Source organism: Roseateles sp. GW821-FHT09H10 (genome assembly GCF_059415865.1).
Genome location: NZ_JBWKOB010000004.1, coordinates 303,919 through 322,003, shown reverse-complemented (window position 1 = coordinate 322,003; position 18,085 = coordinate 303,919). Strand labels below are relative to the sequence as shown.

At 67.7% G+C, this 18,085-nt stretch carries 25 protein-coding genes; 16 read left to right on the top strand and 9 right to left on the bottom strand.

What is annotated here, in order from left to right; all coding sequences use genetic code 11:
- Positions 1–37: 37 nt before the first annotated feature.
- The 6 genes from AC07OY_RS20080 to AC07OY_RS20055 all read right to left on the bottom strand — a co-directional run bounded on the left by AC07OY_RS20080 (position 38) and on the right by AC07OY_RS20055 (position 4,093).
- Positions 38–1,072 carry an alpha/beta hydrolase gene (locus AC07OY_RS20080; RefSeq protein WP_495044383.1) on the bottom strand — a complete coding sequence of 345 codons (1,035 nt, stop codon included), beginning with the start codon at positions 1,070–1,072 and terminating at the stop codon, positions 38–40.
- Between the two features lie 191 nt (positions 1,073–1,263).
- Positions 1,264–1,617, bottom strand: coding sequence for a hypothetical protein (locus tag AC07OY_RS20075; protein ID WP_495044382.1), 354 nt, complete (start codon positions 1,615–1,617; stop codon positions 1,264–1,266).
- A gap of 101 nt (positions 1,618–1,718) precedes the next feature.
- Positions 1,719–2,063: a hypothetical protein gene (locus AC07OY_RS20070; RefSeq protein ID WP_495044381.1), complete on the bottom strand. Its 345-nt coding sequence runs from the start codon at positions 2,061–2,063 to the stop codon at positions 1,719–1,721.
- Between the two features lie 118 nt (positions 2,064–2,181).
- Complete coding sequence (locus AC07OY_RS20065; RefSeq protein WP_495044380.1) at positions 2,182–2,520, bottom strand: hypothetical protein; 339 nt, start codon at positions 2,518–2,520, stop codon at positions 2,182–2,184.
- A 126-nt stretch (positions 2,521–2,646) separates the two neighbouring features.
- The gene (locus AC07OY_RS20060; RefSeq protein ID WP_495044379.1) at positions 2,647–3,420 is read right to left on the bottom strand and encodes a hypothetical protein; all 774 of its coding nucleotides are present in this window, start codon (positions 3,418–3,420) and stop codon (positions 2,647–2,649) included.
- Positions 3,421–3,433: 13 nt separating this feature from the next.
- A complete protein-coding gene (locus tag AC07OY_RS20055; protein ID WP_495044378.1) occupies positions 3,434–4,093 on the bottom strand; it encodes a TetR/AcrR family transcriptional regulator in 660 nt (219 codons plus the stop codon).
- A 61-nt stretch (positions 4,094–4,154) separates the two neighbouring features.
- Between AC07OY_RS20055 and AC07OY_RS20050 the strand changes: the two genes are divergently transcribed.
- Together AC07OY_RS20050 and AC07OY_RS20045 are read left to right on the top strand one after the other, a co-directional pair.
- The gene (locus AC07OY_RS20050) at positions 4,155–5,075 is read left to right on the top strand and encodes an ABC transporter ATP-binding protein (protein WP_495044377.1); all 921 of its coding nucleotides are present in this window, start codon (positions 4,155–4,157) and stop codon (positions 5,073–5,075) included.
- A gap of 65 nt (positions 5,076–5,140) precedes the next feature.
- On the top strand, positions 5,141–5,905 hold the full coding sequence (locus AC07OY_RS20045; RefSeq protein WP_495044376.1) for an ABC transporter permease: 765 nt from the start codon (positions 5,141–5,143) through the stop codon (positions 5,903–5,905).
- Here AC07OY_RS20045 and AC07OY_RS20040 read toward each other — a convergent pair.
- Complete coding sequence (locus AC07OY_RS20040) at positions 5,895–6,446, bottom strand: hypothetical protein (RefSeq protein ID WP_495044375.1); 552 nt, start codon at positions 6,444–6,446, stop codon at positions 5,895–5,897. The two genes, AC07OY_RS20045 and AC07OY_RS20040, sit on opposite strands and share 11 nt — an antisense overlap.
- Positions 6,447–6,569: 123 nt before the next feature.
- Here AC07OY_RS20040 and AC07OY_RS20035 point away from each other — a divergent pair, with 123 nt between their 5' ends.
- From AC07OY_RS20035 to hisD, 3 genes are read left to right on the top strand one after another with little or no spacing between them, the layout of a single operon-like run.
- Positions 6,570–6,812 (top strand): BolA family protein, encoded by a 243-nt coding sequence (locus AC07OY_RS20035; RefSeq protein ID WP_495044374.1) that lies wholly within the window; start codon positions 6,570–6,572, stop codon positions 6,810–6,812.
- Positions 6,809–7,468, top strand: a complete 660-nt coding sequence (gene hisG, locus AC07OY_RS20030; protein ID WP_495044373.1) for an ATP phosphoribosyltransferase — start codon at positions 6,809–6,811, stop codon at positions 7,466–7,468. The genes AC07OY_RS20035 and hisG overlap by 4 nt, the downstream gene beginning before the upstream one ends.
- Positions 7,465–8,772: a histidinol dehydrogenase gene (gene hisD, locus AC07OY_RS20025; RefSeq protein ID WP_495044372.1), complete on the top strand. Its 1,308-nt coding sequence runs from the start codon at positions 7,465–7,467 to the stop codon at positions 8,770–8,772. Before hisG ends, hisD begins: the two co-directional genes overlap by 4 nt.
- A 228-nt stretch (positions 8,773–9,000) precedes the next feature.
- Here hisD and AC07OY_RS20020 read toward each other — a convergent pair whose 3' ends face one another.
- A complete protein-coding gene (locus AC07OY_RS20020) occupies positions 9,001–10,302 on the bottom strand; it encodes a GNAT family N-acetyltransferase (RefSeq protein WP_495044371.1) in 1,302 nt (433 codons plus the stop codon).
- Between the two features lie 91 nt (positions 10,303–10,393).
- On the opposite strand from AC07OY_RS20020, the gene AC07OY_RS20015 reads away from it, so the two are divergent.
- From AC07OY_RS20015 to hisA, 7 genes are all read left to right on the top strand, one after another.
- Positions 10,394–11,245 carry a substrate-binding periplasmic protein gene (locus tag AC07OY_RS20015; protein WP_495044370.1) on the top strand — a complete coding sequence of 284 codons (852 nt, stop codon included), beginning with the start codon at positions 10,394–10,396 and terminating at the stop codon, positions 11,243–11,245.
- Between the two features lie 68 nt (positions 11,246–11,313).
- On the top strand, positions 11,314–11,535 hold the full coding sequence (locus AC07OY_RS20010; RefSeq protein WP_495044369.1) for a CopG family transcriptional regulator: 222 nt from the start codon (positions 11,314–11,316) through the stop codon (positions 11,533–11,535).
- Positions 11,532–11,972, top strand: coding sequence for a PIN domain-containing protein (locus tag AC07OY_RS20005; protein ID WP_495044368.1), 441 nt, complete (start codon positions 11,532–11,534; stop codon positions 11,970–11,972). The genes AC07OY_RS20010 and AC07OY_RS20005 overlap by 4 nt, the downstream gene beginning before the upstream one ends.
- Positions 11,969–13,048 carry a histidinol-phosphate transaminase gene (gene hisC, locus AC07OY_RS20000; RefSeq protein ID WP_495044367.1) on the top strand — a complete coding sequence of 360 codons (1,080 nt, stop codon included), beginning with the start codon at positions 11,969–11,971 and terminating at the stop codon, positions 13,046–13,048. Before AC07OY_RS20005 ends, hisC begins: the two co-directional genes overlap by 4 nt.
- Positions 13,045–13,641: an imidazoleglycerol-phosphate dehydratase HisB gene (gene hisB, locus AC07OY_RS19995; protein ID WP_495044366.1), complete on the top strand. Its 597-nt coding sequence runs from the start codon at positions 13,045–13,047 to the stop codon at positions 13,639–13,641. The genes hisC and hisB overlap by 4 nt, the downstream gene beginning before the upstream one ends.
- 95 nt (positions 13,642–13,736) lie before the next feature.
- On the top strand, positions 13,737–14,372 hold the full coding sequence (hisH, locus tag AC07OY_RS19990; RefSeq protein ID WP_495044365.1) for an imidazole glycerol phosphate synthase subunit HisH: 636 nt from the start codon (positions 13,737–13,739) through the stop codon (positions 14,370–14,372).
- A 56-nt stretch (positions 14,373–14,428) separates the two neighbouring features.
- Positions 14,429–15,178 (top strand): 1-(5-phosphoribosyl)-5-[(5-phosphoribosylamino)methylideneamino]imidazole-4-carboxamide isomerase, encoded by a 750-nt coding sequence (gene hisA / locus AC07OY_RS19985; RefSeq protein WP_493165269.1) that lies wholly within the window; start codon positions 14,429–14,431, stop codon positions 15,176–15,178.
- 9 nt (positions 15,179–15,187) lie between these two features.
- On the opposite strand, the gene AC07OY_RS19980 is transcribed toward hisA, so the two are convergent.
- Positions 15,188–15,772, bottom strand: a complete 585-nt coding sequence (locus AC07OY_RS19980; RefSeq protein ID WP_495044364.1) for a CHRD domain-containing protein — start codon at positions 15,770–15,772, stop codon at positions 15,188–15,190.
- A gap of 111 nt (positions 15,773–15,883) precedes the next feature.
- On the opposite strand from AC07OY_RS19980, the gene hisF reads away from it, so the two are divergent.
- The 4 genes from hisF to AC07OY_RS19960 all read left to right on the top strand — a co-directional run bounded on the left by hisF (position 15,884) and on the right by AC07OY_RS19960 (position 18,020).
- Positions 15,884–16,645 carry an imidazole glycerol phosphate synthase subunit HisF gene (gene hisF, locus AC07OY_RS19975; protein WP_495044363.1) on the top strand — a complete coding sequence of 254 codons (762 nt, stop codon included), beginning with the start codon at positions 15,884–15,886 and terminating at the stop codon, positions 16,643–16,645.
- Complete coding sequence (rsmD, locus tag AC07OY_RS19970) at positions 16,646–17,194, top strand: 16S rRNA (guanine(966)-N(2))-methyltransferase RsmD (protein WP_495044362.1); 549 nt, start codon at positions 16,646–16,648, stop codon at positions 17,192–17,194.
- A gap of 78 nt (positions 17,195–17,272) precedes the next feature.
- Positions 17,273–17,770: a pantetheine-phosphate adenylyltransferase gene (coaD, locus tag AC07OY_RS19965; protein ID WP_495044361.1), complete on the top strand. Its 498-nt coding sequence runs from the start codon at positions 17,273–17,275 to the stop codon at positions 17,768–17,770.
- Position 17,771: 1 nt separating this feature from the next.
- On the top strand, positions 17,772–18,020 hold the full coding sequence (locus AC07OY_RS19960) for a YfhL family 4Fe-4S dicluster ferredoxin (RefSeq protein WP_495044360.1): 249 nt from the start codon (positions 17,772–17,774) through the stop codon (positions 18,018–18,020).
- The last annotated feature ends 65 nt before the right edge of the window (positions 18,021–18,085 follow it).

Genomic DNA, 18,085 nt, shown 5'->3' with positions numbered 1-18,085 from the left:
CCATCGGCCAAATGGCTGATCTGCCGCGACACCGGCCTCAGTCCACGAAGGTCGCCGCAGGCCCCGGGCCTGGAATGCTCTTCAGCCGGATCACGCCACGGGAATCGGTATCGCGCACGGCGGTATCGGTCGCGGCATCGATGGCTTCTCCCGCCAGCAGACGATCCATGAAGCAGTCCACCAAGGGCTGCTTGCCGAAGCTGTCCCGGACGAAGACCGTGTGGTTGAACCAGCTCTTGCAGCAGGTGCCGATGTGACTCAGGTCGACATAGCGCACGCCTTCGGCCAGGGGTTCGTACCAGCGCACGCCCAGGCCCAGCGCGCGCACGCCCTCCTCACGCTGGTCGGTCGCGGCATTGAGGACGATGTCATCTCGATTCCAGGTCACCCAGACGGACTCCGTGCTCGCCAGCCGGCGCATCCAGACCTCATGGTCCTTGCGGTCGGCGTCGGGCTCGGAGAACACGATGCGCTCGAACAGCTTCAGTTGCTGGGGCCAGGCGCCGCGCTCGACGCTGCGCTGGATCACGATGGCGCCCATGCTGTGGACCAGCAGCACCGGGCGCGGCAGGTCGGGCTGAGTCTCCCGCAACCGGGCATACGCCTGCAGGAACTCGGCGAAGGCTTCGGCGGCCTTGTCGACATGGCTCAGCGGGGTCTGGCGGTCGGACAGGCTTTCGGGCTTGGAATTCCAGTTGAACATGACGGGCCGCAGGCCGCGTTCCGTCAGCTTCTTCAGCGCCTGCCCCTTCACCAGACCGCCCATGCCGACCACGCTCTTGAGGGGCTCTTTGCCGCGGCCATGCACGAACAGCAGCGCGCCAGGCCCTGCCTTCAGCCATTTGGCCATGTCATCGACATAGCCTGAGGTGCTCTGGGCGCTGTAGTCGCAGGCGCCGACCAGCGCGTAGAACGGTTGGTCCGGATTGAAGGCCGGATCCGGCTGGCGGGGAATGCATTTGCCCCCTTTGCCGTGGGACCTGGTGAGCGCCAGCGCTGCCGTGCCCTCGGCCTCGGCGGCAGGCGGCACGAGGACGGCCAATGCGGCAAGGGCCAGGATCAGAGCCTTCATGGGCAGTCTTGTGAGGTGGCGACGGCGCCGGAGCTTACGCTGCGGTGCCGGGTTTTGCCCCCTCACATCTGCCGTGACGGCAAAGCGACGCCTTGGCCCGCAGCGCTCGACTGCGGCACATGCATGGCCGCCCGGCCTTCGCAGGCCGGGTTCCGAGCGTCCTCACCCGGCGTGAGCCGGGCCGCGACCCGCTATTTCGACTTGGGCGCCACGACGGCGGTGTTGGCGACCTTCTTGGCCTTGGCCTTGCCGGCGGACGTGGGGTAGGCCATCGTCACCGTGGCCGGGTCGGCCTTTTCCAGATAGGTCGCGTACTGCGCTTCGTCGCAGGGCTTGGCGTCGTTGTAGTAGCGGTTGTCGCCCTTGTAGCGCTCGCCGGTGAAGGCCTGGACCGGGCCGCCGGTGGCGTAGTAGGCGCTATGGCTGGCATAGGCCTGGGCACATCCATCGCGCAACACGGCCTGGGCATGGGCGGCCGGGGTGTCGGCCGCCAGGGCCGGCAGCGCGGTAACCAGAGACGCAATGACGACTGCGAGGGTTCTCATGGCTGACCTCCTTGCTGCTGAAGGTGAGAGAAAGACTACGCCTAAGTGCAAGCAAATGCACGCCGCAGTGCATCAAACATGCGGCCGCCGCTTGCCCGGGCTCAACCCCTGGCAGGCGCGGAAGGTGCCGTCACCGGCTTCTTGGCCTTGGGGCGGCCGGCGGCGGACGGGTAGGCGCGCATCACGAGCGACGGCTCGGCGCGGTCGAGATAGGCGGCCAGCTGCTCCTCGGTGCAGGGCTTGGCGTCGGCGTAGTAGCTGCTGTCGCCGGGTGCCTTCTCGCCGCGGTACTCGGGCGCGTTGCCGGCCGGCTGGTGGGCGATGAAGCTGGCGTAGCTCTGGGCACATCCGGCGCGCAGTTCCTGCCGGGCCTTGTGAACATCGGTGTCATCGGCAAGCGCTGGCAGGCCGGCCAGGCAGGCGAGGGCGGTCAGGAGGATCTTCATCGCGGGCTCCTTGCAATGTCCATTGAGTTTGAACATTAGGCCGGCCGCGCCGCAAAAACAAAAAGGCGCTCCGAAGAGCGCCTTAGCGGGCTGACGTTTGGAAACGATCAGCAGGGAATCACAGACGGAAGGGCTCGGCCTTCTTCTTGGCGGTCGGGCGGCCGGCGGCCGTCGGGTAGGCGGCCATCACCTTGGCCGGATCGGCCTTGTCCAGGTAGGCGGCGTATTGGCCTTCGGTGCAGGCCAGCAGCTTGCCGGGCTTGGCTTCGCCCTTGTACTTGCCGTTGGCGTAGACGAACTGGTACTCGTTGGACGCGACCGGCGTGGCGATGCTGCTGGTGTCGGTGTAGCTCTTGGCGCACTCGGCGCGCAGCTCGGCCTGCTCGGGCGTGGCGTTGTTCGCGGCCTGGGCGGCGAAGACGGTAACGGCAGCGAAAGCGGGGATCAGGAACTTCATGGCGCGGTCTCGTGTGGGGGGTGGCTGATGGGGACGAAGCTTACGCCGCCATGCGCGGACTTGCACCCCCGGGGCGCGGGAGATCGGGTCGTGACGGAGTTCACGACCCGCTGCTCGAGCCGTGAATTACTCCTCAAGTTCCTCTTTGGCGAGCTCGATGTCGAGCATTTCCATCGCGTCCATGGCCGTGCAGGCGGCCGCGTCGGCATACAGCTTTTCGGCTTCCTTCATCCGCTTGTCGCCCTCCAGCATGACGAGGCCGTTGGCGCGCTCGATCATGGCGATGGCGCTGGCCGGATTGAGCTTGATGGCCTGCTCGAACATCTTCAGGCCGGTGGCCGTGTCGGCGCCCTGGGTGCGGCCCAGCAGCTTGCCGACCTTGTCGATGACCTCGGCATGGAAGGCGCCCAGCGCGATATGGGCGTCGGCATGCTTGGGGGCGAGTTCGATGGTGGTTTCCAGCGCGCCCTTGACCTTGGTGCCCAGGCCCTGGGCCAGCGCCTTGGCGACGCTGATGCCCTGGCCATAGCGGCCGAGAGCGTAGGCCTGCCAGTACCAGGCATTGGCGTTCTTGGGCTCCTCGCCCTGCTGGGCTTCGGCGCGCTCGGAGATCTCCAGGAACATCTCCAGCTTCGCCTTCTCCTTCTTCTCGAGGTAGTTGGCGTAGATGCCCTGGGCCTTGTTGGCGACGGTGATGCCGGCGCCGCCGGCGGCCAGGCCGGCGTCATAGGCGGCCTGGAATTCACCGGCGTGGAAGTGGATCCAGGCCTGCACGACGGCGGCGTCCTTGGGGAAGGGTTCGGCATCGCCAGCATGCAGGCGGGCCCAGTTCTTCTTCAGCGTGGCCGCCGTGTAGACGAAGGCGCTGTTGTCGTAGGGAAAGGCGGTCCACTTGGCCATCGCGATGTCTCCTTCAGGGTTGTTGGTAGTTGCCGGCGAGCTTGAACAAATGATCCTTGGACGCAGGCTCAAGGTAGGGTAGCAGCAGGCTCAGCGCATGGAAGGCGCCGCGCATCAGGGCCGCGCCGGCGCGATCGGGCTCCAGCGCATGGCGCGGGTCGCGCACGTATTCGTAGCTCAGCCAGTAGCTGACCACCACCACCATGGCGTTGGCCGTCGGCGCGGCCTCGCGCAGTTCCATCTTCAGCGCGCCGCCCAGGTGCAGGCCCGACAGCACATGGCGCATGGCCTGTTCCTTGGCGGCCAGCAGGCTCTGGAAATGGGTCTCGAGGCGGCGGTTCTTGAACAGCAGGTCGTTCAGGTCGCGGTACAGGAAGCGGTGCTTCCAGATCAGCTCGAACAGCATGTGGAAGAACAGCCAGGCGTCCTCCACATTGCGTACGTTGTCGGCGGCGGCCAGCAGCTCGCTGAGCTCGGCCTCGTAGCGGCCGAACAGGGCGTTGACCAGCTCGTCCTTGGCCGGGTAGTGGTAGTAGAGATTGCCCGGGCTGATCTTCAGTTCAGCGGAGATCAGCGTCGTCGACACATTGGGCTCGCCGAAGCTGTTGAAGAGGTCGAGGGTGACCTCCAGGATGCGCTCGGCGGTGCGGCGGGGGCGTTTGGGCGTAGGCATGCGCGGGTCATTCTGGCAGCGAAAGGCGCTTCAGAAGGGTCAACTTTTAGAATCGCGCCCCATGCCAAATCAGACCTCCCCGCCCGCCATCTCCTTCGAGAACGTCAAGAAAACATACCGGGGAGGGCAGGTGAAGGCGCTGGACGGCGTCAGTTTCGACATCCACTGCGGTGAGTTCTTCGGCCTGCTCGGCCCCAATGGCGCCGGCAAGACGACGCTGATCAGCGTGCTGGCCGGCCTGGCCAAGGCCACCGAAGGCCGGGTGCGGGTCATGGGCCATGACGTCGTGGACGACTACGCCGCCGCCCGCAAGGCTCTGGGCGTGGTGCCGCAGGAACTGGTCTTCGACCCCTTCTTCAGCGTGCGCGAATCGCTGCGCATCCAGAGCGGCTATTTCGGCGTGCATGGCAACGACGACTGGATCGACGAGCTGCTCGCCAACCTGGGCCTGGCCGACAAGGCCAACGCCAACATGCGCCAGCTCTCCGGCGGCATGAAGCGCCGCGTGCTGGTCGCCCAAGCTCTGGTCCACCGCCCGCCCGTCATCGTGCTGGACGAGCCGACGGCCGGCGTCGACGTGGAGCTGCGCCAGACGCTGTGGCAGTTCATCGCCCGCCTGAACAAGGAGGGCCACACGGTGCTGCTGACCACCCACTATCTCGAGGAAGCCGAGGCCCTGTGCCAGCGCATCGGCATGCTGAAGCAGGGGCGCATCGTGGCCCTGGACCGCACCTCCCAGCTTTTGGCCGGCACGGCCTCGACCATGCTGCGCTTCAAGACCGATGTGCCGCTGCCGCCGGACATTGCCGAGCGCGCCCGCGTCACGGGCCGCATCGTGCAGGTGACGGCCCACGACGCCGCCGAGGTGGAAACCACGCTGGCCGCGCTGCGCGCCGCCGGCGTGCCGGTGGAGGACCTGGAGATCGGCCGCGCCGACCTCGAAGACGTGTTCCTCGAAATCATGCAGGGAGAGCACGCATGAGCGCAGCGCAGGACCGCTCCAAGCAAGCTCGCTCCCGCTCGGCGGGACAGCGCGAAGCGCGAAGGGTGCACACATTCAGCGGCGCTTCGACGCTCTTCAAGAAGGAAGTGCTGCGCTTCTGGAAGGTCGCCTTCCAGACGGTCTGCGCGCCGGTGCTGACCGCCTGCATGTATCTGCTGGTCTTCGGCCACACGCTGGAAAACCACGTCAAGGTCTACGAGACGGTCGGCTACACGCAGTTCCTCATCCCCGGCCTGGTGATGATGAGCGTGCTGCAGAACGCCTTCGCCAACAGTTCGTCCAGCCTGATCCAGAGCAAGATCACCGGCAACCTGATCTTCCTGCTGCTGACGCCGCTGTCGCCGTCGGCCTGGTTTGTCGCCTATGTGGGCGCCGCCATCGTGCGCGGCATGGCCGTGGGCGTGGGGGTGCTGGCCGTGACGGCGTGGTTCGCGCCGCCGGGCCTGGACAACCTCTTCTGGGTGCTGGCCTTCACCGTGCTGGGCGCCGGCCTGATGGGCACGCTGGGCCTGATCGCCGGTCTCTGGGCCGAGAAGTTCGACCAGCTGGCGGCCTTCCAGAACTTCATCATCATGCCGATGACCTTCCTGTCGGGCGTCTTCTATTCGGTGCACTCGCTGCCTGCCTTCTGGCAGGGCATCAGCCACCTGAACCCGTTCTTCTACATGATCGACGGCTTCCGGCGCGGCTTCTTCGGCGTCAGCGACGTGTCGCCGTGGCTGAGCCTCGGCGTTGTGGGCGTGAGCTTCGCAGTCACGGCAGGGCTGGCCCTGTCGCTGCTGAAGAAGGGCTACAAGATCAGATCCTGATGAACTTGTAGTCGGTCTTCAGGTTCTTCAGGCTCGTGCTGCCGGTCCGACCGCCTTCAGTCTTGTAGTCGTACCAGAAGCGCTCATCGCCCTTGAGGTTGACGTTGGTGGATTCGCTCTTGCCGCCGGTGATTTCGCGGAGTTCGCCTGTTGCCATGAACTTGAAGACCATCCCGGGCTTGACTTCGGCGGGCATGGTGGCGATCAGCTTGTCGACCAGCTTCTTCTTTTCGGCCTCGAGCGCATCCTTCTGCTTCTCGATGACGGCTTCCAGCGGCTTCAGCGGCAGCGGACGATTGCCCCATCCTTCATAGACGGCCACGAGCGCCTTTCGGTAGTCGTCAAACTCCTTGATGTTGTGGGTTTCGAGGCTCTGGACGCGCGCCAGGTTCTCCGACCTCAACTTGTCGACGCCGTCGTGGGCCGCCGCGATCTTGGCGTAGGTCTTGTTGAACTCGTCGGCGGCGCTCCGGAACTCTTCGAAGGTCTTCTTCTTGGTGTCCAGCAGCTTGCGAAGTTCGGCGATTTTCTTCAGTCCCATGATTGGCTCCGGTAGAACGACGTGGCCCGCGTTGGTAACTGACGAAGCGCAGGCGTTCCCGGCCCGGCGCCTGGATTTGCAACGCCTCCCTACAATCGCGCCCTGGTTTTCCCTATACGAGCCATGCCCGATCCCACCCCGCAGGACGTCCACGACTACATCGCCGCCGGCCTGCCCTGCGCACATCTGCAAGTTGAAGGCGACGGCCGCCACTTCTTCGCCACCATCGTGTCGGCCGAGTTCACGGGCCTGTCGCGCATCAAGCGCCACCAGCGCGTCTACGCCGCCCTGGGCGAGCGCATGCGGGAGCAGATCCATGCGCTGTCGATGAAGACGCTGGCGCCCGAAGAATGGAATCCGCAATGAGCGCCGGCCTGACGCTGGCCCTGTCCAAGGGCCGCATCTTCGAGGAGACGCTGCCGCTGCTGCGCGCCGCCGGCATCGAGGTGCTGGAAGACCCCGAGACCTCGCGCAAGCTCATCCTGCCGACCAACCGCGAAGGCGTGCGCGTGGTGCTGGTGCGCGCCAGCGACGTGCCGACCTATGTGCAGTACGGCGGCGCCGACCTCGGCGTGGCCGGCCGGGATGTGCTGCATGAGCAGGCGCTGGCCCAGGGCGGCTCGCATGGCCTGTACCAGCCGCTGGACCTGAAGATCGCCCGCTGCCGCATGAGCGTGGCGGTGCGCGCGGACTTCGACTACGCCGCCGCGGTGAAGCAGGGCTCGCGCATCCGCGTCGCCACCAAATACACCGAGATCGCCCGCCAGCACTTCGCCGACAAGGGCGTGCACGTCGACCTCATCAAGCTCTACGGCTCCATGGAGCTGGCGCCGCTGACGGGCCTGGCCGAGGCCATCGTCGACCTGGTCTCGACCGGCGGCACGCTGCGCGCCAACAAGCTGGTCGAGGTGGAGCAGATCATGGACATCTCCTCCCGCCTCGTCGTCAACCAGGCCGCCTTGAAGCTCAAGCGCGACCAACTGCGCCCGCTGATCGACGCCTTCGCCCAGGCCATCGCATGAGCCTAGTTCGCCAACTCTCGACCGCCGACGCCGATTTCGCCGCCGAATTCGAGCGCCTGCGCCACTGGTCGGCCGAGACCGATGCCGCCATCGAAGGGCGCGTCGCCGAGATCCTGGCCGATGTGCAAGAGCGCGGCGACGCCGCCGTGCTGGACTACACCGCCCGCTTCGACCGCGTGAAGGTGGACAGCCTGGCCGCGCTGGAGATAGCCCAGGCCGAACTGCAGGCCGCGCTGGCCTCCATCACGCCGGCTCAGCGCGATGCGCTGCAGGCGGCTGCGAAACGTGTCAGGGCTTATCACGAGCGCCAGCTCGAAGCGTCCGGCCGCAGCTGGAGCTACCGCGACGAAGACGGCAATCTGCTGGGCCAGAAGGTCACGCCGCTGGACCGTGTCGGCCTCTATGTGCCCGGCGGCAAGGCCGCCTACCCGAGCAGCGTGCTGATGAATGCCATCCCGGCCCATGTGGCCGGCGTGCAGGAAATCATCATGGTCGTGCCGACGCCCGACGGCGTGCGCAACCCGCTGGTGCTGGCCGCGGCGGCGGTCGCCGGCGTGCATCGTGTCTTCACCATCGGCGGCGCCCAGGCCGTGGCGGCCCTGGCCTATGGCACGGCCACCGTTCCGCGCGTCGACAAGATCACCGGTCCGGGCAATGCCTATGTGGCCTCGGCCAAGAAGCATGTCTTCGGCCAGGTCGGCATCGACATGATCGCCGGTCCCAGCGAGATCCTCGTCATCGCCGACGGCACGACGCCGCCGGACTGGGTGGCCATGGACCTGTTCAGCCAGGCCGAGCATGACGAGATGGCGCAGAGCATCCTGCTCAGCCCGGATGCTGCCTTCCTCGACGCCGTGCGCGCGAGCATGGAGCGCCTGCTGCCGGAGCTGCCGCGGGCCGACATCGTCCGTGCCTCGCTGCAGGGCCGCGGCGCGCTGATCCTGACGCGCTCGATGGAAGAGGCCTGCGAGATCAGCAACAGCATCGCGCCCGAGCATCTGGAGATCAGCGCGGCCGAGCCCCAGCGCTGGGAGCCTCTGCTGCGCCATGCCGGCGCCATCTTCATGGGGGCGTACACGAGCGAGTCGCTGGGCGACTACTGCGCCGGCCCCAACCATGTGCTGCCCACGGCCAGCACGGCGCGCTTCTCGTCGCCGCTGGGCGTCTACGACTTCCAGAAGCGCAGCAGCCTCATCGAGGTCAGCGAAGCCGGCGCCCAGGAACTCGGCCGCATCGCGAGCGTTCTCGCCCACGGCGAGGGCCTGCAGGCCCACGCACGGGCTGCGGAACTTCGATTGAAGTGAGCGGCGCGCACGTGTCCGCGGGCCGAGCGCCGGGCCTGCCATGGGCCAGAGGCCCATGGCCTTCCGTAGGCGCAAGCAGTCCGCAGGGACTGCTTGTGTCCGACTCCAGTTCACCTAGCCGGCCCGCGCTGACGATGTGCTTGCCGGTCGATCCGGCAAGCATCGTCGTTCCCTCGGGGGACCGACCAGGGCGCCCGCGTCCAGCGCGGCGCACTGGGCGAGGGGCTCTCAGGCCACGGCCTTGAAAGGGCTGCGCTCCGGCGGCTCGTCATGCTCGGCCGTCTTGGTCAGGGCCGTCGTGATCCAGTTCAGCGCCGACACGCGGTGGCGCACCGCGCAGCTCAGCGGCTCCGGCTTGCAGCCCATCTTGGCCTTGGGCTCCAGCGCCGTGCGGCCCAGGCTCAGGCGCGTCGAGCCGAAGGCGATGGCGTCCTGCACCGTGGACTGCAGCAGGGCCAGGTAGATGGGCGCATCGGCATTGGCCGCGCGGTCGTAGCCGATGTAGTAGCCCAGGGCCGTGGCGCCGTCGTGCACGCTGGTCACGAAGCCCAGCCAGCGGCCGTCGGCATGCTCTGCCACGCGGCAGCGAAAGCGCGGCCCCAGCGCAGCCGCCATGGCCGGCAGATAGCCGGGCGTCAGCGTCGCCAGCCGCAGGCCCTGGGCCTGGTGCACCTGGCCGTAGAGGGCATGCAGCTCGTCGGCGCGCGCGGCCATCTCCTCGGCGGTGATCTCGCGCAGCGTGATGCCGCCGGCGCCGCAATCCTTGATCAGCTTCTTGGCCGCGCTGCGGTAGCCCGAGGTCATGCTGGCGAGGTAGTCGTCCCAGCTGCGCCATTCGGGCCGCAGCGTCAGCACCATGTCGGGTTCGGTCTCGACGCTGCGATAGCCCAGCAGGCGCAGGGCCGGCGGCACGTCGGCGACCGGCATGCCGAGATCCTTGATGAGCGCGAAGTCGGATTGGCCGTCCAGCTTGTCGGCGCGGCGCAGCCGGTAGATGGCTTCGCAGATGCCATGCCAGAGCTGGCCTGGGTCTGCATGCGGCGCCAGGGCCATGGAGCGCGCTCCCCAGACCAGCAGATTGCCGCAGACCAGCAGATGCTCCTTGAGCCCGGCCATGGGCGCATCGACCAGCTTCTTGCTGCCGGGCTTGCGCAACTGGCCACCACCGACGGCCACGCGCTGCAGCAGCAGCGCCGCCACCGGTTCGCCGTCGGCATAGGCCATGGCGTAGCGCGGTTCCAGGTTGTCCGGCGCATGCTGCTCCAGCACGCGCAGATAGTCGCGCGACAGGAAGACGGTCTGGGCCGCCAGCGCATCCCAGTGCTGCGGGTTCAGAAAGTCGACGCGGTCGGCCAGCACCAGTTGCAGGCCCGAGGCCGTCCGCCTGGCGATGCGCCTGGCCTTGATGTCCTGCAGCGCCTGGACAGGGTTCACCGATTCAGGCTTGAGCTTGCCGAGGGCGCGGCCGGTGCGCTTGAGCTTGGCGACGGTGGCCTGCAGGGGTTTCTTGGCGAGGCGCGACAAAGGCATCGGGAAGGGGCGGGTGGCGGGATACACAGGCTAACCCACGCGAGCTTGCCGAGATTGAAGGGAGGCTGTCGCTTCGGATACGCTGGCGCACATGGTCCTGAGACGACGCGATCTCATCCTTTCTTCGGCCGCCCTGCCGCTGGCGGCCGCCCATGGCGCACTTCGCCGCCTGCGCATCCCGCAGGTCTCTGCGCGCACCGACCTGCAGCGCAGCTATCCGGCCCAGTTGCTCGACCAGGCCCTGGCCGCGGCCGGCATGCCGGTCGTGCTGGAGCCCACCCCGGAGCTGATCCCGCAGAACCGGGCCCTGCAGGAGCTGGGCAAGCACCGCCGCCTGGACGTGCTCTGGACCATGACCTCGGTCGAACGGGAGCAGCAGGCCCATCCCATCCGCGTGCCCATCTTCAAGGGCCTCTATGGCTGGCGCCTGCTGCTGGCCTCGGCCGAGGTGGCGGCGCGCATGGGAGAGGTGAAGGCGCTGAACGAGCTGCGCCAGTTCTCCCTGGTGCAGGGCCTGGAGTGGCCCGACACCGGCATCCTGCAGGCCAACGGCCTCAAGGTCGTCGTGTCGCCCAGCTATGACGCGATGTTCAAGCAGCTGCGCCTGGGCCGGGCCGACGCCTTCCCGCGCTCCGTCGAGGAGATCTGGTGGGAGCTGGAGCGCTATGGCCAGGGCCTGAGCGTCGTGCCCAACATCTGCCTGCACTATCCGGCCGCCATCTACTACTTCGTGGCCTTCGAGGACACCGAACTGGCCGCCGCCATCGAGTTGGGCCTGAAGCGCATTCGCGCCAGCGGCGCCTTCGACAGCCTGTTCCTGAAGCACCATGGCGAGGACCTGGCCCGCGCCAGGCTGGGTTCGCGGCGCATCATCGAGCTGCGCAACCCCTTGGTCCCCCAGCAGACGCCGCTGGACAGGCCGGAGCTCTGGTACCGGCCTTAGCCCGGATCAAGCGCGGGTTATTTCGACACGAAGTTCGTGCAACACGAACTTCGTGTAATCTCCGGCTCATGAAGAACGTCACCGTGTCCATGGACGACGCCGTGGCCGAGTGGGCCCGGCTGGAGGCCGCGCGGCGCAACACCAGCGTGTCCCGGCTGCTCGGCGAGCTGCTGGCAGAGAAGATGCTGCACGACGATGCCTATGAGCGAGCCCAGCAGGACTGGCTGCACCGCGAGCGCTCCTGGGCCTCCGATGGCCAGCCCTATCCGGGCCGACAGGTGCTGGGATGAAAGACCCGGTCTTCGTCGACACCTCCGTGCTGCTGTTCAGCGAGGACGGCGCCCGCCCCGCCGAGCGCGAGCAGGTGCTGGCCTGGCTGCGCGAGCTCTGGGCCACGCGCCGCGGCCGGGTGTCGGTGCAGGTGCTGAACGACTTCTACCTGCTGGCGACGCGCCAGATCCGCCCGCCCATGCCGCAAGGCGATGTGCGCGCCGAGGTGCGCCGCTACCAGCACTGGCAGCCCTGGGCCGCCGACCAGGCGACGGTGGAATCGGCCTGGTCGCTGGAAAGCCGCTTCGGCCTGCCCTTTGCCGACGCCCTCGTCGTCGCCAGCGCCAAGGCTCAGGGGTGCACCCGCCTGCTCAGCCTGGCCCTGCCGCATGACGCCGTCTACGACAGCGTGCAGGTCCTCAACCCCCTCGTCGTTCCCGTTCCTGCAGCGCCATGACCGCTCCACTCGACCAAGCCCTCGCCCAGATCCGCCCCGACGTGCGCGCGGCCCATGCCTATGTCGTGCAGCCCAGTGCCGGACTGCTGAAGCTGGACGCGATGGAGAACCCCTATCGCCTGCCACCCGAACTGCAGCGGGCCCTGGGTGAGCGCCTCGGCGCCCTGGCCCTGAACCGCTACCCGGCCGAGCGCACCGCCGAGCTGGGCCGCGCCCTGGCCCGCCATGCCGGCGTGGGCGACGACGTCGGCGTGACCCTGGGCAATGGTTCGGACGAGTTGATCGGCCTGCTGACCCTGGCCGTCGCCCGGCCCGGGGGCACCGTGCTGGCCCCCGTGCCCGGCTTTGTCATGTACGAGGCCCTGGCGCGCCAGCAGCGGCTGGAATTCGTCGGCGTGCCGCTGCGGGCCGACGACTTCGAGCTGGACGAGGCTGCCATGCTGGCCGCCATCGAAAAGCACAAGCCCGCGCTGGTCTACCTGGCCTACCCGAACAACCCCACCGCCACGCTGTGGGACGCCGCCGTCATCGAGCGCATCGCCCAGGCCGCGCCGGGCATCGTCGTCATGGACGAGGCCTACCAGCCCTTCGCCAGTGCCGACAGCCTCGCGCTGATGGCCCGCCAGAAGAACGTGCTGGTCATGCGCACCATGAGCAAGTTCGGGCTGGCCGGCGTGCGCATCGGCTATCTGCTGGGCGCGCCCGAGCTCGTTGAGCAGGTCGAGAAGCTGCGCCCGCCCTACAACATCAGCGTGCTGAATGCCGAGGCTGCCTTCTTCGCACTGGAGCATGCCGAGGTCTATGCCGCCCAGGCCGCCGAGCTGCGCCAGCAGCGCGAGCGCCTGTTCAAGGCGCTGCAGGCCCAGCCCGGCATCGCCCCCTGGCCCAGCCAGGGCAATATGATTCTTGCCAGGGTTCAGGACGCGGCTGCCACCTTCGCGGCGCTGAAGGCCCGGGGCGTGCTGATCAAGAACGTCTCGGCCATGCACCCGCTGCTCGCAAACTGTGTGCGCCTCACGGTCGGCACGCCCGACGAAAACACCCGCCTGCTGGCTGAACTCCCGAGCTGCCTATGAACGCCCCTCGCACTGCCGAAGTCACCCGCAACACCCGCGAGACGCGCATCACCGTGCGCATCAACCTCGACGGCACGGGTCAGTCCAAGCTGCAGACCGGCATCGGCTTCTTCGACCACATGCTGGACCAGATCGCCCGCCATGGCCTGATCGACCTGGACATCCACTGCGAGGGCGACCTGCACATCGACGGCCACCACACGGTGGAAGACGTCGGCATCACCCTGGGCCTGGCTGTGGCCAAGGCCGTGGGCGACAAGGCCGGCCTGACCCGCTACGGCCACAGCTATGTGCCGCTGGACGAGGCCTTGTCGCGCGTCGTCATCGACCTGTCCGGCCGCCCGGGCCTGCACATGGACTGCAAGTTCACGTCCGGCAGCATCGGCGCCTTCGACACCCAGCTGACCTTCGAGTTCTTCCAGGGCTTCGCCAACGCGGCCCTGGCCACCGTCCATATCGACAACCTGAAGGGCCACAACGCCCATCACCAGGCCGAGACCATGTTCAAGGCCTTCGGCCGCGCGCTGCGCATGGCCACGACGGCCGACCCGCGCTCGGCCGGCGTGATCCCGTCGACGAAGGGCTCGCTGTGACGCGGACTGGCGGGCCGAGCGACGGGCCGCCCCTGGCCGGCACCCATCCCCTCGGGGGATCGGCGAACGCACCCGTTCGCCGAGGGGCTCGCGTTGTGGCGGTGGTCGACTACGGCATGGGCAATCTGCGCTCGGTGTCGCAGGCCGTCATCCATGCCGCCGAGGGCCAGGGCTTTGATGTCGCCATCACCTGCGACCCTGAAGTGGTGCGTACCGCCGAGCGCGTCGTGCTGCCGGGCCAGGGCGCCATGCGCGACTGCATGCGCGAACTGGCCGACTCCGGCGTCAAGGAAGCCGTGCTGGAAGCCGCCGCGAGCAAACCGCTGCTCGGTGTCTGCGTCGGCATGCAGATGCTGCTGGACCACAGCGAGGAGCAGGACACGCCGGGCCTGGGGCTGATCCCCGGCCGCGTGCAGCGCTTCCGCCTGGAAGGGCGGCTGCAGCAGGACGGCAGCCGCTTCAAGGTGCCGCAGATGGGCTGGAACCGCGTGCACCAGCCGCGTGCCCATCCGGTGTGGGATGGCATCCCGGACGAAAGCTGGTTCTACTTCGTGCACAGCTTCTACGCGACGACCGCGTTGCCGCAACACAGCGTGGGCGAGACCGACTACGGCACTCGCTTTACCTGCGCGGTGGCCCGGGATAATATTTTTGCGACCCAATTCCACCCCGAGAAAAGTGCCGCGCTGGGCCTCGCCCTCTATCGCAACTTCCTGCACTGGAAGCCCTGACCGGGTCAGCACCTTCTCGTCCCTCCCTTCCTCTTCCAGCCCCCCTGCCTTCGGCCATGCTGCTGATCCCTGCCATCGACCTGAAAGACGGTCGCTGTGTCCGCCTCAAGCAAGGCGACATGAACGACTCCACCACCTTCGGCGAAGACCCCGCCGCCATGGCGCGCCGCTGGCTGGATGCCGGCGCGCGCCGCCTGCACCTGGTGGACCTGAACGGCGCCTTCGCGGGCAAGCCGGTCAATGAGCCGGCCATCAAGGCCATCATCAAGGAGGTGGGCGACGAGATCCCCATCCAGCTCGGCGGCGGCATCCGTGACCTCGACACCATCGAGCGCTATCTGGACGACGGCCTCAGCTACGTCATCATCGGCACGGCCGCGGTCAAGAACCCCGGCTTCCTGAAGGACGCCTGCAGCGCCTTCGGCGGCCACATCATCGTGGGCCTGGATGCCAAGGACGGCAAGGTCGCCACCGACGGCTGGAGCAAGCTGACGGGCCACGAGGTCATCGACCTGGCGCAGAAGTTCCAGGACTACGGCGTCGAAGGCGTCATCTACACCGACATCGGCCGTGACGGCATGCTGACCGGCATCAACATCGAGGCCACCGTCAAGCTGGCCCAGGCCCTCACCATCCCGGTGATCGCCTCGGGCGGCCTGTCCGACATCGCCGACATCGAGCGCCTGTGCGCCGTCTTCGGCGACGGCGTTGAGGGCGTCATCTGCGGCCGTTCCATCTACACCGGCGCCCTCGATTTCGCCGCCGCCCAGACTCGTGCGGACGAGTTGATGGCGGCGGCCGGCTGAAGCTTCGCTTCAGCGCCCGATGCGCCGGCGGCGCAGGAAGGCCAGCAAGCCGAGGCCGCCCAGCATCAGCCCGTAGGTCTCCGGCTCCGGCACGGCCGTCACGAAGGTGCGGATCTCGCCGCCCGGGAAGGTCGTCGAGTGGATATTGAAATAGGCGTTGCCCGACAGCAGGTTGCTGATCAGGCGGGCCTCGGCGGCGGCGGCCGTGCCGCCGCTGGCGGTCACGAAGGTGGGGCTGTACTGGTTGGCCTGGGTCAGGTCGATGATCTTGACGTAGGAGCCGGAGGTCGCGCCCAGCGGGAAGCTGGGCAGGATGCCGCCCTGGGCCAGCGCCACACCGGCCGTTCCGGCGTTGGGATTGGCGGTGCAGCAATGGATATGGGCATTGCTGGTGTTGCCCGACAGGCCCGCCCAGGTCGCGTTGATGAGCAGGGTGTGGCCATGCTCGTCGTATTCCATCGACAGCGTGCCGCTGCCCGTTGCGCCGACCGCCTCGGGCGCGAAAGTGCCGGCAAAGAAGATGGAATGGGCCGAAGCGGCGGTGCTGCCCAGGGCCAGGGTTGCGGCAAGCAGGGCAGGGGCGGTCAGTCTCATCGTCGTCTCCGTGGGGTGGGTTGAACAGCCGCGATTGGGCGATGCTTCAAGCCCGCTGCGAAGACCTAATCAGCAAAGGAATAATCCGGGCTGGTTTTCCGTCCCCCTCACATGCTCGCCAAACGCATCATTCCCTGCCTCGACGTCACCGCCGGCCGTGTGGTCAAGGGCGTCAACTTCGTCGGCCTGCGTGACGCGGGGGACCCGGTGGACATCGCCGCCCGCTACAACGAGCAGGGCGCCGACGAACTGACCTTCCTCGACATCACCGCCACCAGCGACGGCCGCGACCTCATCCTGCCCATCATCGAAGCGGTGGCAGCCAAGGTCTTCATCCCGCTGACCGTGGGCGGCGGCGTGCGCGCCGTGGCCGACGTGCGGCGGCTGCTGAATGCCGGCGCCGACAAGGTCAGCTTCAACTCCGCGGCCGTGGCCGACCCCGAGCTCATCCGCGCCGCCAGCGACAAATACGGCGCCCAGTGCATCGTCGTCGCCATCGACGCCAAGCGCCGCGCCGATGGCTCCGGCTGGGACGTCTACACCCATGGCGGCCGCAAGAACGTCGGCCTGGATGCCGTCGAGTGGGCGAAGCAGATGGCCGAGTTCGGCGCCGGCGAGATCCTGCTGACCAGCATGGACCGCGACGGCACCAAGAGCGGTTTCGACCTGGCGCTGACCCGCGCCGTCTCCGACGCCGTGCCCGTGCCCGTCATTGCCTCCGGCGGCGTCGGCTCGCTGGAAGACCTGGCCGACGGCATCACCCAGGGCGGTGCCGACGCCGTGCTGGCCGCCAGCATCTTCCACTTCGGCCAGCACACCGTGGGCGAGGCCAAGGCGCTGATGGCCGCGCGCGGCATTCCCGTCAGGCAGTGAATGGGTGAGGTTCGCATCATTGGCGGGCAGTGGAAGCGTTCCAAGCTGCCCGTGCCTGACGTGCCGGGCCTGCGTCCCACGTCGGACCGCGTCCGCGAGACCCTCTTCAACTGGCTGGGCCAGACGCTTGACGGCTGGCGCGTGCTGGACGCCTTTGCCGGCAGCGGGGCGCTGGGTTTCGAGGCCGCCTCGCGCGGCGCGGCTGCCGTGGTCATGGTCGAGCGCGAGGCGGCACTGGTGGATGGGCTGCGGGCCAGCCAGAAGCGTCTTCAAGCCACCGCCATCAGCATCCATCGGGCCAATGCGCTGAACTGGATGACGGCTTGCCCGGACCGTTTCGACCTGATCTTCCTGGACCCGCCGTTCGCGGATGACCTGTTCGACCGCGCGCTCACCGCCGCCATGGCGCTGCTGGCGCAGGACGGACTGATCTACGTCGAATCCCCGCACGAGATCTCGCCGCCGGCTGGATTCACCGCCTGGCGCCAGGGCCGTGCCGGCGCCGTGCACTACCAATTGCTGAGACGCGAGGACAATCCGGCAAGATGACTATGCCCCCACGCTCTCTTTGCTCGCTGCCCCCCGAGGGGACGCATCAGCGCCTTCGGGCGGCCGGGCGGCGCTGACATGACCTCCCGCACCACCATCACCGCCGTCTACCCGGGCACCTTCGACCCCATCACCCTGGGGCACGAGGACCTGATGCGCCGCGCCGCCGCGATGTTCGAACGACTGGTGCTGGCCGTGGCCGTCGGCCACCACAAGAAGACCATGTTCACGCTGGAGGAGCGCCTGGCCATGGCCCAGGAGGTGGCGGCGCCGCTGGGCAATGTCGAGGTCATCGCCTTCGACGGCCTGCTGCGCGATTTCGTCCGCACCCATGCCGGCCGCGTCGTCGTGCGCGGCCTGCGCACCGGCGGCGACTTCGAATACGAGTTCCAGATGGCCGGCATGAACCGCAAGCTCATGCCCGAGGTCGAGACCATCTTCCTGACGCCGGGCGAGAAGCACCAGTACACGTCCAGCACCTTTGTGCGCGAGATCGCGACGCTGGGCGGCGAGGTGGCGGAGTTTGTTTCTCCTGGCGTCTTGGCGCGCCTGAACGACAAGTTCAAAGGAGCTTGAAATGGCATTGATGATCACTGATGAGTGCATCAACTGCGATGTCTGCGAGCCCGCTTGCCCGAACAGCGCGATCAGCATGGGCGAGGAGTTCTACAAGATCGAGCCCGGCAAGTGCACCGAATGCGTCGGCCACTTCGACGAGCCGCAGTGCGTGATGCTCTGCCCCGTCGCCTGCATTCCCGTCAACCCGGCCCATGTCGAGAGCCGCGAGACGCTGATGCAGAAATACCAGCGCCTGACCGCCGCCTGAAGCACGCCTGACGCCAGGCGCAGCAACATTCGTTCACCTTTGCTCACGCCGGCAAGCGGCGTGCC

Excerpts from the sequence above, each read along its gene's own strand:
- hisD (WP_495044372.1), top strand. The coding sequence starts at position 7,465 with ATGAGCCTAGTTCGCCAACTCTCGACCGCCGACGCCGATTTCGCCGCC.
- AC07OY_RS20035 (WP_495044374.1), top strand. The coding sequence starts at position 6,570 with ATGCCCGATCCCACCCCGCAGGACGTCCACGACTACATCGCCGCCGGC.
- hisG (WP_495044373.1), top strand. The coding sequence starts at position 6,809 with ATGAGCGCCGGCCTGACGCTGGCCCTGTCCAAGGGCCGCATCTTCGAG.
- AC07OY_RS20020 (WP_495044371.1), bottom strand. The coding sequence starts at position 10,302 with ATGCCTTTGTCGCGCCTCGCCAAGAAACCCCTGCAGGCCACCGTCGCC.
- AC07OY_RS20070 (WP_495044381.1), bottom strand. The coding sequence starts at position 2,063 with ATGAAGATCCTCCTGACCGCCCTCGCCTGCCTGGCCGGCCTGCCAGCG.
- hisC (WP_495044367.1), top strand. The coding sequence starts at position 11,969 with ATGACCGCTCCACTCGACCAAGCCCTCGCCCAGATCCGCCCCGACGTG.
- AC07OY_RS20010 (WP_495044369.1), top strand. The coding sequence starts at position 11,314 with ATGAAGAACGTCACCGTGTCCATGGACGACGCCGTGGCCGAGTGGGCC.
- AC07OY_RS20080 (WP_495044383.1), bottom strand. The coding sequence starts at position 1,072 with ATGAAGGCTCTGATCCTGGCCCTTGCCGCATTGGCCGTCCTCGTGCCG.
- AC07OY_RS20040 (WP_495044375.1), bottom strand. The coding sequence starts at position 6,446 with ATGGGACTGAAGAAAATCGCCGAACTTCGCAAGCTGCTGGACACCAAG.
- AC07OY_RS20060 (WP_495044379.1), bottom strand. The coding sequence starts at position 3,420 with ATGGCCAAGTGGACCGCCTTTCCCTACGACAACAGCGCCTTCGTCTAC.
- AC07OY_RS20005 (WP_495044368.1), top strand. The coding sequence starts at position 11,532 with ATGAAAGACCCGGTCTTCGTCGACACCTCCGTGCTGCTGTTCAGCGAG.
- AC07OY_RS20055 (WP_495044378.1), bottom strand. The coding sequence starts at position 4,093 with ATGCCTACGCCCAAACGCCCCCGCCGCACCGCCGAGCGCATCCTGGAG.
- AC07OY_RS19980 (WP_495044364.1), bottom strand. The coding sequence starts at position 15,772 with ATGAGACTGACCGCCCCTGCCCTGCTTGCCGCAACCCTGGCCCTGGGC.
- hisA (WP_493165269.1), top strand. The coding sequence starts at position 14,429 with ATGCTGCTGATCCCTGCCATCGACCTGAAAGACGGTCGCTGTGTCCGC.
- AC07OY_RS20050 (WP_495044377.1), top strand. The coding sequence starts at position 4,155 with ATGCCAAATCAGACCTCCCCGCCCGCCATCTCCTTCGAGAACGTCAAG.
- hisB (WP_495044366.1), top strand. The coding sequence starts at position 13,045 with ATGAACGCCCCTCGCACTGCCGAAGTCACCCGCAACACCCGCGAGACG.
- AC07OY_RS19960 (WP_495044360.1), top strand. The coding sequence starts at position 17,772 with ATGGCATTGATGATCACTGATGAGTGCATCAACTGCGATGTCTGCGAG.
- AC07OY_RS20015 (WP_495044370.1), top strand. The coding sequence starts at position 10,394 with ATGGTCCTGAGACGACGCGATCTCATCCTTTCTTCGGCCGCCCTGCCG.
- rsmD (WP_495044362.1), top strand. The coding sequence starts at position 16,646 with ATGGGTGAGGTTCGCATCATTGGCGGGCAGTGGAAGCGTTCCAAGCTG.
- AC07OY_RS20065 (WP_495044380.1), bottom strand. The coding sequence starts at position 2,520 with ATGAAGTTCCTGATCCCCGCTTTCGCTGCCGTTACCGTCTTCGCCGCC.
- AC07OY_RS20075 (WP_495044382.1), bottom strand. The coding sequence starts at position 1,617 with ATGAGAACCCTCGCAGTCGTCATTGCGTCTCTGGTTACCGCGCTGCCG.
- coaD (WP_495044361.1), top strand. The coding sequence starts at position 17,273 with ATGACCTCCCGCACCACCATCACCGCCGTCTACCCGGGCACCTTCGAC.
- hisF (WP_495044363.1), top strand. The coding sequence starts at position 15,884 with ATGCTCGCCAAACGCATCATTCCCTGCCTCGACGTCACCGCCGGCCGT.